Consider the following 16,189-nt stretch of genomic DNA (forward strand, 5'->3'; position numbering starts at 1 on the left):
CTTTACAAGCACGCTCTAATAAACGAGAGTGTAAGTAGAAAACGTCTCCAGGGTAAGCCTCACGTCCTGGTGGTCTTCTTAATAACAAAGACACCTCACGGTAAGCAACAGCCTGTTTTGACAAATCATCATAGATGATCAAAGCAGGACGACCTGAATCACGGAAATACTCACCAATCGCAGCACCCGCCATTGGAGCATAAACCTGCATTGGAGCAGGGTCAGAAGCGTTAGCAGCAACGATAACTGTATAAGCCATTGCGCCTTTTTCTTCTAATGTTTTTGCAATACCAGCTACTGTAGACGCTTTTTGTCCAACAGCAACATATATACAGAATACTGGTTTACCAGCATCGTAAAATTCTTTTTGATTCAAAATGGTATCGATACATACTGTAGTTTTACCAGTTTGACGGTCACCGATAACCAACTCACGCTGTCCACGACCTACTGGGATCATCGCATCGATAGATTTGATACCCGTTTGTAGCGGCTCGTTTACCGGCTGACGGAAGATAACTCCAGGAGCTTTTCTTTCCAATGGCATTTCGTAAAGGTCACCACCGATTGGTCCTTTACCGTCGATTGGGTTACCTAAAGTATCCACAACACGACCTACCATTTGCTCACCAACTTTTAAAGAAGCAATACGCTGAGTTCTTTTTACAGTTGAACCTTCTTTGATTCCGATAGAAGGCCCTAACAATACTACCCCTACGTTGTCTTCTTCTAAGTTCAATACAATAGCTTCCAACCCGTTGTCGAATTGTACTAACTCACCGTATTGAGCGTTAGACAAACCGTAAACACGAGCGATACCGTCTCCTACCTGAAGAACTGTCCCCACTTCCTCTAACGTAGCACCTGATTCAAAACCAGATAATTGTTTCTTTAATATTGCTGAAATTTCAGCAGCTTTAATTTCTGCCATTCTGTTTTATAATTTAAACACCTTTTGGTGTGGTAAATACTAATTTAAAAGTTCTCTTTTTAATGTTTGCAAACTGTTTGCCACAGAAGCGTTGTACTGTTTGTCTCCGATTCTCAGGATAAACCCGCCAATGATTGACTCATCTACTACATTATTGATGGTAACCGATTTATTTGAAAATTCTTTAACTTTTGCCAATACTTTAGCTTCCAATTCCGGAGTGATAGGGAAAGCAGTTGTTACTTTAGCCACTTCCACACCGTTTAACTCATCAAACAACAGATTGTACTGAGAAGCTATCGAAGGTAAAATCTCGAATCTTTTGTTTTCAAATAACAATCGGAACAAACTTTTTGTTTCTGACTGAACAGAAGCAAATACTTCGGATAATGCAGCAACTTTCACATCACCCTTAACTGTAGGGTTGGATAAAAATTCCTTTAACTCAGCGCTTTCTGCCACAGCCGAAACGATAGACTTCATGTCGTCGTTAACACCTGCCGCTTTACCGTTAGAGTTTGCAATATCTAAAATTGCTTTTGCGTATCTAATCGCTGCTCTTGACATATACGATTAATTTAATTTTACGTCCTCTAACATTTTCTCAACCAATTCCGTTTGAGAGGTTTTGTTAGAAAGTTCACCTCTTAATAATTTTTCAGCGATTTCTACAGAAAGACCAGAAACCTGGTTTTTCAATTCAGCCAAAGCTGCATTTTTCTCGCTTTCAATAGACGCTTTTGCCTGCTCTATCATTTTAGCACCTTGTACCTGTGCTTCTGATTTCGCGTCAGCAATCATTTTTTCTTTGATTTCACGAGCTTCTTTAAGCATAGTATCTCTTTCCGCACGAGCTTCGTCTAATAATCTTTGATTATCAGCTTTAAGATTTAATAGCTCCTTTTTAGCCGTTTCTGCAGAAGCCAAAGCGTTATTAATAGATTCCTCTCTACTTTTAACAGCTCCCAATATTGGTTTCCAAGCTAATTTTTTCATTAGCAAAAAGAAAACCAAGAAGATTAAGGTTGTCCAAAAAATTAAACTTTCCGGTGAAGTGAAGTTCATATTCTTATATAATTAAATTGTGTTTTACTTTATAAAAAGTTTCGCAACCAACCGTTGCGAAACTTTTGTTTTAAATTACTTAGCAATTAATGCTACTACAACAGCGAATAAAGCAACACCCTCGATAAGAGCAGCAGCAATAATCATTGCAGTTTGAATTTTTCCAGCAGCTTCTGGTTGTCTTGCCATAGCGTCCATAGCAGATCCACCAATTTTTCCAATACCGATTCCTGCACCAATTACAGCTAATCCAGCACCGATTCCAGCTAATACCATAAGAATAAATTTATATAGTTAATAATTAATAAAACTCTCAATTAATGATGATCGTGCTCTTCTACAGCCTGACCAATAAATAACGCTGACAACAATGTAAAAACATAAGCCTGCAATGCAGCAACCAACATTTCCAATACACTCATAAATAAAACGAATGCTCCAGAAACAGGCGCTATTGCAACCGTTTTAAATATATAAATCAACGAAATTAAACTCAAAATAATGATGTGACCCGCTGTAATGTTTGCGAATAAACGTATCATTAAAGCGAATGGTTTTGTAAACATACCGATAATTTCCACCGGCCACATAATTGGGTACAACGCTTTAGGTACTGGTGGTGCGAAGATATGCCCCCAATATGCTTTATTGGCACTGAATGTGGTAATCATAAAAGTAATGAAAGCCATTACAAAGGTAAAGTAAATATTACCTGTTAAATTTGAACTGAATGGAAAGAAAGGAATCAGACCAATCAAGTTGTTAATCCAGATAAAGAAAAATATCGTTAACAAATACGGCATGTATTTAGCGTATTTCTTATGTCCGATGTTCGGGATAGCAATTTCATCTCTAACGAAAATCACCAACGGCTCTAAGAACCCAGCCAATCCTTTCGGTGCTTTGTCATTCTTTTTATAAGAACGTGCCATAGCTGTAAACAATAAAAACAATACGATTACAGACAACAACATTGAGAAAACATTTTTCGTAATGGAAAAATTCAAAGGACGGGCATCAAAATTGAAAGCACTTTTGTCCTCTTCTTTTAATTGCTCAAACTTATCCGCATAATAAATCACTTCATTATGACGAACAAAACTCTGCCCGTCAACCGACACTACGTGGTGACCTGTATTGTCATGGTGAAATTCTGCCGATGAAAAAACTTTTAAACCATTATCCGTCCATAAAATAACAGGAAGCGCAAGCGATATTGCATGACCATCCCAATCCGCAATGTGAAAATCGTGTGCATCACCAATATGCGAATTGATTAATTCCGTAGCACTAAACTCTTTTCCTTCACCATGTGCTGCCTCTGGAGCAGCTGCATGCTCTTCATGAGCCACTTCTGTTTTTACTTGAACTGAATCAGTTGTAGGGTTCGCCAAAGCAATTGAAGAAACAAGTCCTACAAAAGTTGCTACAATAAAACTAACAGGTTTTTTTGAAAACGCCATACCTTATTAAATATCTTAATTTTTACGGTCTATAAATTTTGCGCAAAGGTACATATTAAATTAATAAACGAAAATATATAATCACAAAATTTGAAAAGCCTTGCTAATTCTCTTGAAATCTACGACTTAAATGCTTATTTCTGACCTAAAAGCCTTACGGAATGAATAGTTTCAAATAATAGAAAAAGAAAAAAAGGAATAAAAAAAGCAATCACATCCGGTTTTTTGTCGGTCAGATCTGATTGAATTAAAGGCAACAGAAAAACAACCGATGCCATCATTTTTAAAATTCCCGTAGCTAAAAAGGCATATCCGGTTTTATCGAAAAAGGTCTGATTTACAAACACCAAAAAGAAAAAAAACAATAGTGTACATATAAAATGAAACAGGTAGATGCTCAAGGTTTCATAATAAAAAGTGATCCCGGTAAAATAGTTTTCGACAAGAATTTTTTGGACAAAGAACAGTAAAACAGAAAAAGGAAGAAATTGTTTTAAAAAAGGAAGGATTTTTTCTTTCATTATTTAGGGTAAAATTATTCTTTGTTTAATTTTTTAACTTGCAGTAGCACATTATAAAGCGCTAAAAATACCGCCAAGAGTGAAAATATAATTGTAAAAAGAGAACCTTGTTTGCTAAATTTATCATCCAGCCATCTGCCGAAAAACACGCCTGCAGCAATAATCACCCCCATCTGAAAAGGGATATTAATCAGTGCCAGCCATTTGTTAGGTGATTTTTTCTCCGGATCTCCCATATCAACTCTTATTTTTTTTCGACGTTGCGCATCACACAGGAAGCACTGAAATCGGCTCCGGGTTCCACAGAAAGTTTTCCAACTACCGCTTCTCCATTAATAGATGCCTTGGAACGGATGTTCAACATTTCGGCCACATCAATTTTTCCGTCGAACTTTCCTTCTATATCCGCCGTTTTGCAGACAACATCTCCGGTAACACTCCCGGCTGGACCAATGACCAAACGGCCTGCTGATGAAAAGTTCCCCTTGAGATGTCCGTCCAGACGAAAATCAGCCTGGGAAACGATATTTCCTTCAATAATTGTTCCTTCAACTATTCTGTTGGTTTTACCTAATAGATCCGTATACGATTTTTGCGGCTTGTCGAACATCGTTATTTAACTACTGTTTTAATTGTTGCCAAATATTCAGAAAGGTTTTTCTTGACCTGAATCACTTTATAATCTTCATTCGAAATCACGAAAGCAGGATCGGCAATCTTATATCCTTTGAAATCTTTTAAAACCGAAATCGTCGACTCCGCACTCTCTTTGCTTGCAAAACCGTGGATTACAATAAAACTGCTGTCTTTCAGATAAATATCATTGGACATTATAATTTTAGAACTGTTTCTGTCCTTAATATAGGTAGCCAATTTGTCGGTTAACACTTTAACTTTTGCATTGCCTGTATTTGGATAAGGAATCTGATACACGATTTTCCAGCTCACCGGAGTTCCTTTGCCTAATTGTAGTTGTTCTAATTTAGGAATATCATTTTTCACCAAAGCATCCGCTTCTTTTCCTTCATCAATGGTCGGATAATTTTTGGCAATGGTCATCAAGGCGTTTTTATACTGTTCCAAACCTTCCAAACGGGCAATGATTCTGGCGCGTAGCAATTCAAATTTCGGTGCCATCGGATCTCCGGCAAAGTTCTGAATCATACGATCGGCTTCCAGTAACGCTTCCTGATAAAGTCCTTTCTCATATTGTTTGAATAAGTTGCCATAAGCCACTTCAGGTGTATCGGTAATTTGATCGATGGCCGAGTTGGACAAAATTTTCGCATAATGGCTGTTCGGATAACCGGTGATGATTTCATTTTTCATCGCTTCCGCTTTAGCCGGGTTGATGATCTCGTATATTTTATACAGATTATACTTGGCAGGAAGCACCAATCGTTCTTCCGGATTCTTGGTCAGCAGCGTTTCCAGTCTGGAAGCGGCCAATTCATACTCTTTGAATTTCTCCTTATAGATGTTCCCTAACTGGAAATAGGCAAAATTTCGGTCTCTTACCATATCGTCCAGCACCTTTTGATCGGTTGGCAACTGACTGGTGTAAAAATCTACCGTATAGGCAGGATTATCCACTTTAACTTCCGGATTTTCATCCACTTTTACCACTTCTTCGGTTGGCTCAACTTTTTCATCGGTTATTTCAGCAGATTCTTCAGCCGAAGACCAACGCCAATTGTCCTTCAATGTTCGGTTACCCCATTTTTTACGGAATTCGCCCTTCCCATAAGCAACCGTGGTAGGATTATAAAAATAAAAACTCGACTGATTTTCAATTACTCCCGGTGGCTGCGACTTTGGCGGTTGCATCGTTGGGGGTTGCATCGTAACCGGTTCTGAAGTAACCGGTACTGCTTTTCCATTCTTAATCGCCGGCGGATTATTACCATCCGGAACCATACTTTGAGGATTCAGAGCATTCGTGGGATCCTGATGCTGACCCGCTTCTGCTTTTTTAGCCGCTTCCAGCGCTTTTCTCTCGTTTTCGATCTTTAGGTTAGCGATGTAAGCCTCGAAATAGTTACGCCTGTCATTTTCGCTCATGGCAACAACTTTAAGAATGCTGTCGTTATTATGAATGATATCCTCGTACTTTATCACATCCGCCAAATTCTCCCGTTTCTTCTTAACACTGTAATGTTCCCTGGATTTTACATCCAAACGTAATAAGGTACTGTCATAATATTGTCCGGCCATTCTGTATTTCGATTCGTCAAAATAAATTGCCGCAAGATTGCGATAATTAGAAGCCGTCAGGTAATTGTCTTGAGAAACGGCACGCAACGATTTATTATAATTTTTTTTAGCATCGTGATTTTTCCCCAACTTGTCATAAAACAAGCCTTTTTGATGATAAATCACATCCAGATAAGGTCGGTTTTCCCTGTCTTTAATTAAATCATCATACTTTTCGGAAAAAGCCAAGGTATCCCCTTTTTTGAAATCGAACTGTTGCGCCTGTTTCGCGTGTGCCCAGATGACATAGCGTCGGGGTGACTTGCGCTTCATATCGATCACTTCCTGAAAAGCGGTATAAGCGCTGTCCGGATAGTTAAGACTTTCGTACAATTGACCAAGGATGAAATTATAACGGGCTTTCTCCTCTTTATGTTTGGTGAGTTCACGGGCGATTTTTAATTTGGCAATTGCGGTATCCATGACGTTTGTATTCAAATAAGCCTGCGCCAGAATAGCATTGGCATCCGCATTGAGCTGATCGTCCATTTTTTTGTTGTTGCCTTTAAGGAGTAATTTTAAATTTTTAATGGCCAAAGCATCATTTTCCAAACGGATATTGGTTTTCTCCCTCCAGATTTTGGCTTCAAAAATCTTATCGCTGTCGGAGTATTTATACAAGATGTAGTTAAAAGCTTCCAACGCCGGAAGAAAACGATTATCGTAATACCTTGCTTTTCCTAAAAGCAGGTGTGCTTCGTCCATCTGCGGATTCTTTTCACTTCCGTCAATATTCATGGAGTGCTTCTGGATTGCTTTTATTGCTTTGTCCTCGGCTCTTTCAAAATTGGGGTTTTTGGTCTGACCCGGAAGCATTGCCTCGGTCTTTTCCTGCATACGTTCTACCGGAAGGATGTCCCAAAAATTATCTTTATAGGTGGTTTTCAGATCTTCGATCCCTTTATCAAAAGCGATCCGTCCGTTATACAAAATATTATCTTTGGTTGCCAGCGCATGCATATTTCGACTGACAAACGTATTCTTTTTTGTGGAGCACGCGATTAGCAGTGCCAAAAATGCAACCGCAAGCAAATATTTTAACTGTATGTTTTTCAAGGCAAAACGTTTTATTCCTTTAACTTTCAAACTCTTTTTTTAGTATAATATAGGGTAAAAATACGTTTCTTTTTAATATGTGGGAAATTTGCGGATAAAAATCGGCTCAACAGAAAAAAAATCCCCTGAAATTACAGGGGATTACAAGTTATACGGCAAAAAAGGCCTCCAGTTCCTTGAGTGTTTCCGGGGAAGTCTGGATGTCTCTCACTATTTTTCCTTTTTCGAGTGTTACGATTCTATCTGAAACTTCCACCGTATGCTGCAGATCGTGACTGGAAACCAAAATGGTAACATCAGGGGTTGCGGCCAATTCCTTGATAATTTTCTTCAAACGGATTTGCGTGGTTGGGTCAAGATTAGCAAAAGGTTCGTCTAGGATAATCACTTCCGGATTCCCGATCAGTGTAGCGATAATGCCCACTTTTTTCATATTTCCTTTCGACAGGTCACGCAGGTATTTTTTCTTTTTCAGGATTTCCCCATTGAAAAAATCTTCGTGTTTTTCAAGCAAAGCATCCACATCTGCTTTATTTTGTCCGCGCAATTCACCTATAAAATAAAAATACTCTTCCGGGGTCAGGTAACCGATAAGGAAACTTTCGTCTAAAAAAGCCGCCGTGAACGGTTTCCATGCTTCACTGGTATTAATCTGGATACCATTGCTGGTGATTTTTCCGCTTGACGGCTGAATCAAATCCAGCAACAAACTGAAGAAAGTGGTTTTTCCGGCACCGTTGTTTCCAACGAGACCAAAACTCTCCCCTTTTTTAATTTCCAGATTTTCGATATTCAATACGGTAATTCCGTTATATGTTTTTGATAAATTGGATACTTGTATCATCTTTTGTCTTTTTAAGAAATTAGTCTTTTTGAGAATAAGCCGCAATCGTTTTGTATTTTTCCTTTTTGTACACATTTTCGATGATGCGGAACATTCTGTTACGGAAGGCAAACCCGGCGATACCCGCCAATGCCACAAAAAGCAATCCGATTTCAAAACCGAAAAACGCCTTTCCAACGCCATACAATGCCATTGGCAAAAGTAATTTCGGAATAGAAATCAGGAAGGTCTGCAAATTGAATCCCTGTCGGTTACCAAAAGCACCTTTAGCGGATGCCAAATCGATAGGCGTTTTAACATAAGCCCCTCCCAAAAGAACCAAATGCGCATTTACACCTATGTTATAGATGGCTCCAACCACAATCAGCAAGTAAGTCTTCCAACCGAAATACAGGTAAAAAGAGGCCAAAAGAGTTGAAATGACCGTGGCAATCACAATCAGGCACCATTTTGAATTCAGGTAGTCCTTGTATTGAATGTTTTGGCTCATCATTAGCGGATAATACGAACTGTCCCAGCTCGGCACAAATTGTCCGAAAGTAAAAAGGAAACCTCCTGAAACGAAAATACCGCCAAAAACCTGCATCATCGGACTTTGATACACTTCAATACCATTACTGAAAAACAATAATCCGTAGAAAATAAAAACAACACTCATAAAAACCGTGGTTCGCGAGCGCTTGTTCCTTTTTAAAAGCTTGATGTCGTTTTTCAGGAATGTTCCCAAAGTCCCGAACTGATTCAGCCAGGTCAACTCTTCGGTTTTCGCGATATCTTCTTTTACGGAAAGTCCCTGGTCGAGATACAGGTTTTTTCTAAAGAACTTAAAGGTTACGACATACACTGCCGCGAAAAGAATCAACGGTAAGATTACCATCCATTTCGTTTCGTAAGTCCCAGTGAAAAACTGTGCTGTATAGTGTGTAACATCAAAAACGCTGTAAAACTGTAAGATTCCCAAGGCTGCAAAAACGACAAGAGCCGTATAAAAAACACTGTCTTTTTTATCGATCAGGATGTTTAGGAAATTGTTCAGCATAACCATCGCAAACATGGTCACGAACCAGGACAGCACACCTAAAAAACCAAACCCTTCCATTATAAGAACAACGGAAAAAGGGATGAAAAAGAAAGCGTGAATGAAGTTAAAAAAAGACAACATTGTTTTTCCCAAGGTAAAATTCACGATGCTCTTCCTTTTGATATTGATGTATAAAAGCGGCTTTATGTTCATGACCGGCGTTTTCTGCATAAAGAACCGGATGACCAAATCGATAAAGAAATAATAAATCAGGTATTTGTTGAGGGTTTCCATTGGAGGCAAACCATAATCCTTCAGCATATAATAGGACGCCGCTCCAAGAACCAGGAAACAACCTCCGAAATACACCGCTACTAAAATCATTACAATTTTAAGAACGAGATTGGTGGAAAGGGAAGCCGATCGCAAAAACGATTTCCATTCCAGAGTGATAAAATGTTTGAACATAGGCTATTGCTTATTTATTGTAAGAAGTTAGTGTCAGAAAAACAAAAATGTTACACTTCATTATGTTAATTTATATTCCGGATAGGTGGCCATGAGATATTCTTGAGATTTTTTCGGGATTTCATGCAACATGATATAGTTCAACAAAAACTGGGCAACGATCACAAAACTAATAATCCAAACCACATAGGTGTTTTCTGTATGGTCCAAAAGTTGACCGATTACCTGCATCGGCAAATAACCAAACGCCATAATCGAACCGGTTTTGGCAAGAATCTCTTCAAATAACCACTTTTTTCCTGTCGTTTTTACTTTTTTCCTGTTCTTATAAATCTGACAACATAAACCTCCTAAATAAATCAAAAACAACAATCCAAAAAGTGTAACAGCTAATAACTTTGTAAACGCCACTGTGCCAAGTATCCATTTCAGCAACACTATTGCGGTTATGGTCGCGATGATTCGTGGAAGTTGAAAAAACGCTTTGAAATGATGCCAAACCAGTCCGTTGTATTTCTTGGTAAGTGTAGTCTGTCGTTGTTCCACCACGTTCATAAAACCGAAGATGCCGAACTTTTTGAATTCCATCTGCATTGCTTCCTCGAAAGAAAGTTTGGGATTTTCACTCCATAGCAATTCAATACCATTGGCTAAATGGTCCACCAGTTCGGTCTGCAGATCGTAATATTCCACGTAATGTTCACGGGTGAACTGATAAAGGCGTTCTGTTTGATCGGCTGTGATTTTCATCGTAATTGAAATTGGTTTTCATAGCTTTTTATTATTTCCCGATAAGACAAATAAACTACAATTGAAAAACTGAGCAGAATCGAATAATAAATGAAAAGCAAATTGGGCGACATTATTTTATCTTGAATTCGAAACACGAAATTGGGAAGATAAGTTATAGGAAAGTAAAATCCCAGAAACCTATCCGCCACCGAAAACTTCTCTTTTCTTAAAAACTGTTTGTATAAATAAGTTCCGGCTAATACGATAGTTGGCATAAAATAAGAGATCTGAAAAGCGTCCTTGTGATCAAAATCAGGAAAAACAGCAACCAAAGAATAAAACAATAAAAAGAACAACCCCGTCAAAAGTACAAAAGGCGGTTTTATGAAATTTTTTAAAAATATCGAAAGGGCTTTATTACCGGCGAGTTGAAGAAATTTTCTGTTATTCGCCATGATTTCCTTTTTATGCGAAGCCATATAAGCCCGGAAAGCATACTGAAAACCCGACTTTTGCTCTTCCAATTTTTCTTCAACGGCAGAAGCAACGTGATCTACCATTTCATAACGGATATCTAAATATTCTATACCTTCCTTTTTTAAATATTGGTCTATAAAAAGGATGTCTTCTTTTTCTAATTTCATCTTAATAACTCAATTTTTTAATGCAATGTTCATGGCGGATGGCGTTTCGTACTATGAATGGAAATCGAATAAGTAGCACCGATAAGAAAAACAACAGCCCCAAGCCCACATTCAGAATAAGAAACATAAACGAAAACATCGAAAAATAAATAAACGATCGGTTAAAAAGAAAACGGTGGGATGTTTTTGCCGATCTGTAATTCAACTTAACCCCAAAGATTATGAGTACTCCGAGAAGAACAAAATAAATCGTCTTCAACAAGTCCACTTGCCCGTCAAGCCATTTTATGCGCAACCCAAAAAAAGCAAAGCAAATAATGAATAAAACCATCGGTATTCCTGAAATCAGCTTTTCTTTACTCATTCTCTTCCCAATATCCTCCATAATGATTTTTGGATAGGATTGAGACAGCCATAAGCTACCTCTTTTTGTCAGTTGGCTGCTCCATTTTTTAAGAATCGTTTCAAAAGCGACTTCAAAGTCAATATTTTTGTTCGTACACATTTCCTCGACTTCACAGGCAATGTGGTCGGTAATTTCAATTTTAAAATCCACAAAAGTCACTCCCTGATTGGTAAGTACTTTGTCTATCGTTTCTAATTGTTGTTCTGATAATTTCATACTCAAATTCTGAAAAGATTAATAATGCAGTTTAAAATTTACACAACAGGATAAACCCTTCCATTTCCAACAAACAGTTGATTATTTCTTTTACTGATCTCTTTTCAGCCTGCATACAGTTTTCTGTTAAGATTAAATTTACGCACTCCCTGAACAAAATATTGCAGATAAACCAGCAACACATACGACATCACGGTAAGGATAAATGCTTCTGGCTGGTGGCCCAAGAAAAACAGCTGGAAGTAATAAATAAAAGCCATTACTCCGCCCAAACGTTCTAACATAAAAAACCGTTTCTTAAGTATAAAATGGATATAAATCGACTGACCTGCCGCAATAATCAGGATAATTACAAAAAACAGATTCCTAACCGTAAAGTCTTTCGGAAAATAGGCATTAACATCAACATATTTAAAGAATGTAAACAGCAAAACGGCCATAACAAGTCTTAAAGGATGCACCATGAATTTCAAAAAAGAAATCATGACTGTTCTGGAATATATAGAACCTTTTCTTTGTAATAGTTCCTTCTTATTTAGTACCATATATTGCTTGAACGATTCGTAAAAATCCAATTGTTCGCTTTTCATTTTTTCTTCCACCGCTGAAGCAACATGATCGACCATTTCATAACGTATATCAACATATATTACCCCGGCCTGTTGCAGGTACTGGTCTATGAACTGAATTTCTTTTGGCGACAGTTTCATCTTAATAACTCAGTTTAGGATTAACCAAAGTCTGCATATTTCGGATAAATTCTTCCAGTTCCGACAGGCGGTTGGTCGTTTCGGTTATACCGCTTTCGGTAAGTTTGTAGTATTTGCGCAGGCGATTGTCTACTTTTTCCACTTCTACTTCCAGAAAACCTTCTGCTTCCAGTTTGTGAAGTGCCGGATACAGCGCTCCCTCTGTTATTTTGAGTTCCCCTTTGGTGATTTCTTTCACCTGTTGTGTTATTTCATAACCATACATCCGCCCGTTTTCTTCCAGAAGCTTCATGATGATGGTATTCAGACTGCCTTTGTATAATTGCGAATTTTTCATGAAAAAATCATTTCCGCAAATATACATAAGTTTCTTATACATAAAAGTCTTTGGTATTAATTTCTGATTTTTATCATATTTTAAAAAATTAGAATGGTTATTTTTGCAACTTAAACAAACTATACCATGTCGACATTTTATAAACTAGTCATAAAAGAAGTCTACAGAGAGACACCGGAAGCCGTTTCCGTTTCCTTCAATGTGCCTGAAGAATTAAAACCCACTTATGCTTTTATTGCAGGCCAATACGTAACCTTAAAACTAACATTGGACGGAAACGAGATAAGAAGAGCTTATTCAATATGCAGTTCGCCAAACAGTGGTGACTTACGCGTTACGATTAAAGCTGTTTCCGATGGGCTTTTTTCGCAATTTGCCAATAAAAATTTAAAACAGGGTGACATTATCGAAGTAGGTTTCCCGGAAGGAAAATTTACTTTTGAACCTAAATCCGACGCACAGAAGAATTACGCGGCTTTTGCGGCAGGCAGTGGTATTACGCCGATTATGTCCATCATAAAATCGGTTTTGGAAAACGAACCGAAAAGTACGTTTGTGCTGACTTACGGAAACAAAACCCCGGAAAACACGATTTTCTTCAATGAACTTCACGATTTACAGTTAAAATATGTGGGGCGTTTCTTCGTACAATTTGCCTACACTAAAGTCAATGTGGAAGATGCTTTGTTTGGAAGACTGGACAAATCGGTGGTGAATTTCGTGATCAACAACAAACATTCCGAAAAAGAATTTTCGAAATTCTATTTGTGCGGACCCGAAGATATGATTGCCACGGTGAGCAATACCCTGAAGGAAAATAATGTGCCGGAAAAAGATATCAAATTTGAGCTTTTCACCACTTCCACAACCGAGACCAAAATAGAAAGCACATTAGGAGGCCACACCAAAATTACCGTAATGGTGGATGACGAGGAAACCACCTTCGAAATGGCTCAAAAGCAAACTCTTTTGGAAGCAGCCTTAAAACAGGGAATTGATGCGCCGTACTCTTGTCAGGGCGGAATCTGCAGCAGCTGTCTGGCCCGAATTACCAAAGGTGCGGCAGAAATGAAGAAAAACTCTATCCTGACCGATGCTGAAATTGCCGAAGGACTGATCTTAACCTGTCAGGCCCACCCAACCACGGCAGAGATCTATATCGATTTCGATGATGTGTAAATAAAATTAAAAATACTATATATATAAAAACCGGCAAACCATGTGTTTTGTCGGTTTTTTTTGTTTTTTAACGATATTTTTCTTCCAAAATTAATCTTTTGTATTTAAATTATAGTTTTGCCAAAAATTTATTTTAAGCATCACAAAACATAAATTATGAGGTTAATATTAAGCGCTTTCCTGATTACTTCTGTTCTGTTTACCTGCCAAAACGCGTCCGCTCAAGTTGGTATTGGCACAACAACCCCTAACATAAGTTCTGTATTAGACATTACTTCAACAACAGCAGGACTTTTGACGCCAAGAATGACACAGGTCCAACGAAATGCTATTCCAGCACCCGCTACAGGATTAATAATATTTCAAACAGATATGACACCGGGTTTTTATTACTATAACGGATTAATATGGATTCCATTTTCATCGTCAGACTGGAGACTTATCGGTAATGCCGGCACCAATCCCGCAACAGATTTTATTGGAACTATCGACAATCAAAGCCTTGTGTTCAGAACCAATAACATTGAAAGAGCTCGTTTCCTTACCAATGGTAACGTGGGTATCGGAACCTCGGCGCCAAATTACAGACTTGATTTAGCAAACGGAACTTTTGGATTTGGAAACTCCAATACTAGAACTGAAACCAGAGATAATGGTGGACTTCAAGGGAATGCAGGTGCCCAATCTGGTTTCTTCGAGACAAGTGCGCCGGTAAATTATCCCAGTGGTGCCAGCAGTTGGTGGCATTTAATTGATTCCAGACATAGCAATAGTGCCAATAATTATGCTTTACAAATTGCAGGAAGTTTTTTCGATCAGGAACTTTGGTTTAGAAAAACTAATGGTTCAGCCACAACACCATGGTCAAGAATATTAACTACCAGTTCGGGTTGGAACACAATCGGGAATATTGGAACCAATCCAACCAACAATTTTATAGGAACTGTTGATGTTGTAGATTTTGTCACAAGAACTTCCAACGTGGAGCGAATGCGTGTAACCAGCGGCGGTAACGTTGGTATCGGAATTGCAGCTCCCACTCAAAAATTCGATGTTCAGGGAGGAAATGCACGAATCAATAATGCCTTTATCGGTGATGTTGGACATGGTGCTTCTTGGACAGGATTTAGCCATCAGGCACAGAATAACACAACCGGATACGGATTTTTACAGTCTTCCGATGGTGCATTTACGTTTATCAACAAGCAAAATACCGGGTCTGGATACATCGGCTTTAGAGTAGCTAATAATGATGTGGCCGTAATCACCAATAATAGGAACATGGGGATTGGGACAACTACACCGACTTCAAAGCTACATGTTATTGCTGATGCAGTCAATTTACCGGTAATATATGGTATTAATACAAACGCTACCGCAGGAACCACCTCTTACGGGGTACGAGGTGAATCCAGTTCCACGGGATTAGGTTCGGCCGGAGTTTCCGGAGTTTCAACCAATGGGGGCCAAAACGAAATTGGAGTGTTAGGAGATTACTCTCTTTGGGGAGCCGGGGTTTTTGGTTTAGGCTGGGCCGCAGCCTACACCGACATGCCTGCAACCAGGGACTTCGGGGTTTTCGGAACAGTTAACTATACAACAGGGACGGGTGTTTACGGTAGAAATACAAACACAACCGTGGGTTCGGCTTACGGTGTTTACAGTATGGGGAATTTTGCTGTAACCGGTGCCAAATCGGCTTCCGTACCAACAACCAAAGGAAATCAGCTGGTCTACTGTACCGAAAGTCCGGAAATTTGGTTTGAGGACATTGGTGGAGGCACGCTTGAGAATGGGCAAGTTCACATCTATTTGGATGATTTATTTATGGAAACTGTACACATTGACAACAACCATCCCATGCGTATTTTTATTCAGGAAGAAGGAGAAAGCAACGGCCTTATTGTCATTAAAGACGCTGACAATAAAGGATTTACCGTTAAGGAGAAAAATAATGGACAAACGAACATCGCATTTTCATACCGAATTTTAGCCAAGAGAAGGTTTTATCAGGATCATCGATTTGGCGTAGATGCCAACCAACCTTTTGAAAATAATCTAGTAAAAGCAAAAGATGTTCCGCCAGCAACAACAGACCCGCAAGAAATGAAACGATTTGTGGATCAACAAACTATGGCAAAAGGAACACAAGGCAAATAAGGAATAGAAAACTTATAAAACCGACAAATCATGTGTTTTGTCGGTTTTTTTGTATTTTAACTATCTGTTTTTGTCTGGTATTTTGTTCTTTAATTGTAAATAATTACTATTTCGCAAACCAGATTCAAACCACACTAAATCATTAATTATGAGGAGGCGCTCCATGCCGTTCTTGCGATGAAA

17 protein-coding genes and 1 pseudogene are annotated in these 16,189 nt (G+C 38.5%); 2 read left to right on the top strand and 16 right to left on the bottom strand.

Annotated features, from left to right (window positions below):
- From VLB74_RS07730 to VLB74_RS07805, 16 genes and pseudogenes are all read right to left on the bottom strand, one after another.
- A pseudogene (locus tag VLB74_RS07730) lies at positions 1-931 on the bottom strand (F0F1 ATP synthase subunit alpha); the annotation flags it as partial.
- A 39-nt stretch (positions 932-970) separates the two neighbouring features.
- On the bottom strand, positions 971-1,498 hold the full coding sequence (atpH, locus tag VLB74_RS07735; RefSeq protein ID WP_325202880.1) for an ATP synthase F1 subunit delta: 528 nt from the start codon (positions 1,496-1,498) through the stop codon (positions 971-973).
- Between the two features lie 6 nt (positions 1,499-1,504).
- A complete protein-coding gene (locus VLB74_RS07740) occupies positions 1,505-1,996 on the bottom strand; it encodes a F0F1 ATP synthase subunit B (RefSeq protein ID WP_325202881.1) in 492 nt (163 codons plus the stop codon).
- 75 nt (positions 1,997-2,071) lie between these two features.
- Positions 2,072-2,272 carry an ATP synthase F0 subunit C gene (atpE, locus tag VLB74_RS07745; RefSeq protein ID WP_023578147.1) on the bottom strand — a complete coding sequence of 67 codons (201 nt, stop codon included), beginning with the start codon at positions 2,270-2,272 and terminating at the stop codon, positions 2,072-2,074.
- Positions 2,273-2,313: 41 nt separating this feature from the next.
- Positions 2,314-3,459, bottom strand: coding sequence for a F0F1 ATP synthase subunit A (gene atpB, locus VLB74_RS07750; RefSeq protein WP_325202882.1), 1,146 nt, complete (start codon positions 3,457-3,459; stop codon positions 2,314-2,316).
- Between the two features lie 134 nt (positions 3,460-3,593).
- A complete protein-coding gene (locus tag VLB74_RS07755) occupies positions 3,594-3,980 on the bottom strand; it encodes a hypothetical protein (protein WP_325202883.1) in 387 nt (128 codons plus the stop codon).
- Between the two features lie 14 nt (positions 3,981-3,994).
- Positions 3,995-4,216, bottom strand: a complete 222-nt coding sequence (locus tag VLB74_RS07760; protein WP_325202884.1) for an AtpZ/AtpI family protein — start codon at positions 4,214-4,216, stop codon at positions 3,995-3,997.
- Between the two features lie 8 nt (positions 4,217-4,224).
- Positions 4,225-4,590, bottom strand: coding sequence for a bactofilin family protein (locus VLB74_RS07765; protein WP_325202885.1), 366 nt, complete (start codon positions 4,588-4,590; stop codon positions 4,225-4,227).
- A gap of 2 nt (positions 4,591-4,592) precedes the next feature.
- Positions 4,593-7,289 carry a type IX secretion system periplasmic lipoprotein PorW/SprE gene (porW, locus tag VLB74_RS07770; protein ID WP_325202886.1) on the bottom strand — a complete coding sequence of 899 codons (2,697 nt, stop codon included), beginning with the start codon at positions 7,287-7,289 and terminating at the stop codon, positions 4,593-4,595.
- Positions 7,290-7,437: 148 nt separating this feature from the next.
- Positions 7,438-8,133: an ABC transporter ATP-binding protein gene (locus VLB74_RS07775; protein ID WP_325202887.1), complete on the bottom strand. Its 696-nt coding sequence runs from the start codon at positions 8,131-8,133 to the stop codon at positions 7,438-7,440.
- Positions 8,134-8,152: 19 nt separating this feature from the next.
- The gene (locus VLB74_RS07780) at positions 8,153-9,622 is read right to left on the bottom strand and encodes a DUF5687 family protein (RefSeq protein WP_325202888.1); all 1,470 of its coding nucleotides are present in this window, start codon (positions 9,620-9,622) and stop codon (positions 8,153-8,155) included.
- A 60-nt stretch (positions 9,623-9,682) separates the two neighbouring features.
- Positions 9,683-10,372 carry a hypothetical protein gene (locus VLB74_RS07785; RefSeq protein WP_325202889.1) on the bottom strand — a complete coding sequence of 230 codons (690 nt, stop codon included), beginning with the start codon at positions 10,370-10,372 and terminating at the stop codon, positions 9,683-9,685.
- The gene (locus VLB74_RS07790) at positions 10,369-10,998 is read right to left on the bottom strand and encodes a hypothetical protein (RefSeq protein WP_325202890.1); all 630 of its coding nucleotides are present in this window, start codon (positions 10,996-10,998) and stop codon (positions 10,369-10,371) included. Before VLB74_RS07790 ends, VLB74_RS07785 begins: the two co-directional genes overlap by 4 nt.
- A gap of 1 nt (position 10,999) precedes the next feature.
- Positions 11,000-11,620 (bottom strand): hypothetical protein, encoded by a 621-nt coding sequence (locus VLB74_RS07795; RefSeq protein WP_325202891.1) that lies wholly within the window; start codon positions 11,618-11,620, stop codon positions 11,000-11,002.
- Between the two features lie 104 nt (positions 11,621-11,724).
- A complete protein-coding gene (locus tag VLB74_RS07800; RefSeq protein WP_325202892.1) occupies positions 11,725-12,330 on the bottom strand; it encodes a hypothetical protein in 606 nt (201 codons plus the stop codon).
- 1 nt (position 12,331) lies between these two features.
- On the bottom strand, positions 12,332-12,667 hold the full coding sequence (locus VLB74_RS07805) for a PadR family transcriptional regulator (RefSeq protein ID WP_325202909.1): 336 nt from the start codon (positions 12,665-12,667) through the stop codon (positions 12,332-12,334).
- 126 nt (positions 12,668-12,793) lie between these two features.
- Here VLB74_RS07805 and VLB74_RS07810 point away from each other — a divergent pair, with 126 nt between their 5' ends.
- Positions 12,794-13,846, top strand: coding sequence for a ferredoxin--NADP reductase (locus tag VLB74_RS07810; protein ID WP_325202893.1), 1,053 nt, complete (start codon positions 12,794-12,796; stop codon positions 13,844-13,846).
- 156 nt (positions 13,847-14,002) lie between these two features.
- Positions 14,003-16,006 (top strand): hypothetical protein, encoded by a 2,004-nt coding sequence (locus VLB74_RS07815; protein ID WP_325202894.1) that lies wholly within the window; start codon positions 14,003-14,005, stop codon positions 16,004-16,006.
- Positions 16,007-16,189: the final 183 nt, after the last annotated feature.

It is taken from the genome of Flavobacterium sp. (assembly GCF_035456225.1).
GTDB lineage: Bacteria > Bacteroidota > Bacteroidia > Flavobacteriales > Flavobacteriaceae > Flavobacterium.

Excerpts from the sequence above, each read along its gene's own strand:
- atpH (WP_325202880.1), bottom strand. The coding sequence starts at position 1,498 with ATGTCAAGAGCAGCGATTAGATACGCAAAAGCAATTTTAGATATTGCA.
- VLB74_RS07740 (WP_325202881.1), bottom strand. The coding sequence starts at position 1,996 with ATGAACTTCACTTCACCGGAAAGTTTAATTTTTTGGACAACCTTAATC.
- atpE (WP_023578147.1), bottom strand. The coding sequence starts at position 2,272 with ATGGTATTAGCTGGAATCGGTGCTGGATTAGCTGTAATTGGTGCAGGA.
- atpB (WP_325202882.1), bottom strand. The coding sequence starts at position 3,459 with ATGGCGTTTTCAAAAAAACCTGTTAGTTTTATTGTAGCAACTTTTGTA.
- VLB74_RS07755 (WP_325202883.1), bottom strand. The coding sequence starts at position 3,980 with ATGAAAGAAAAAATCCTTCCTTTTTTAAAACAATTTCTTCCTTTTTCT.
- VLB74_RS07760 (WP_325202884.1), bottom strand. The coding sequence starts at position 4,216 with ATGGGAGATCCGGAGAAAAAATCACCTAACAAATGGCTGGCACTGATT.
- VLB74_RS07765 (WP_325202885.1), bottom strand. The coding sequence starts at position 4,590 with ATGTTCGACAAGCCGCAAAAATCGTATACGGATCTATTAGGTAAAACC.
- VLB74_RS07775 (WP_325202887.1), bottom strand. The coding sequence starts at position 8,133 with ATGATACAAGTATCCAATTTATCAAAAACATATAACGGAATTACCGTA.
- VLB74_RS07780 (WP_325202888.1), bottom strand. The coding sequence starts at position 9,622 with ATGTTCAAACATTTTATCACTCTGGAATGGAAATCGTTTTTGCGATCG.
- VLB74_RS07785 (WP_325202889.1), bottom strand. The coding sequence starts at position 10,372 with ATGAAAATCACAGCCGATCAAACAGAACGCCTTTATCAGTTCACCCGT.
- VLB74_RS07790 (WP_325202890.1), bottom strand. The coding sequence starts at position 10,998 with ATGAAATTAGAAAAAGAAGACATCCTTTTTATAGACCAATATTTAAAA.
- VLB74_RS07795 (WP_325202891.1), bottom strand. The coding sequence starts at position 11,620 with ATGAAATTATCAGAACAACAATTAGAAACGATAGACAAAGTACTTACC.
- VLB74_RS07800 (WP_325202892.1), bottom strand. The coding sequence starts at position 12,330 with ATGAAACTGTCGCCAAAAGAAATTCAGTTCATAGACCAGTACCTGCAA.
- VLB74_RS07805 (WP_325202909.1), bottom strand. The coding sequence starts at position 12,667 with ATGAAAAATTCGCAATTATACAAAGGCAGTCTGAATACCATCATCATG.
- VLB74_RS07810 (WP_325202893.1), top strand. The coding sequence starts at position 12,794 with ATGTCGACATTTTATAAACTAGTCATAAAAGAAGTCTACAGAGAGACA.
- VLB74_RS07815 (WP_325202894.1), top strand. The coding sequence starts at position 14,003 with ATGAGGTTAATATTAAGCGCTTTCCTGATTACTTCTGTTCTGTTTACC.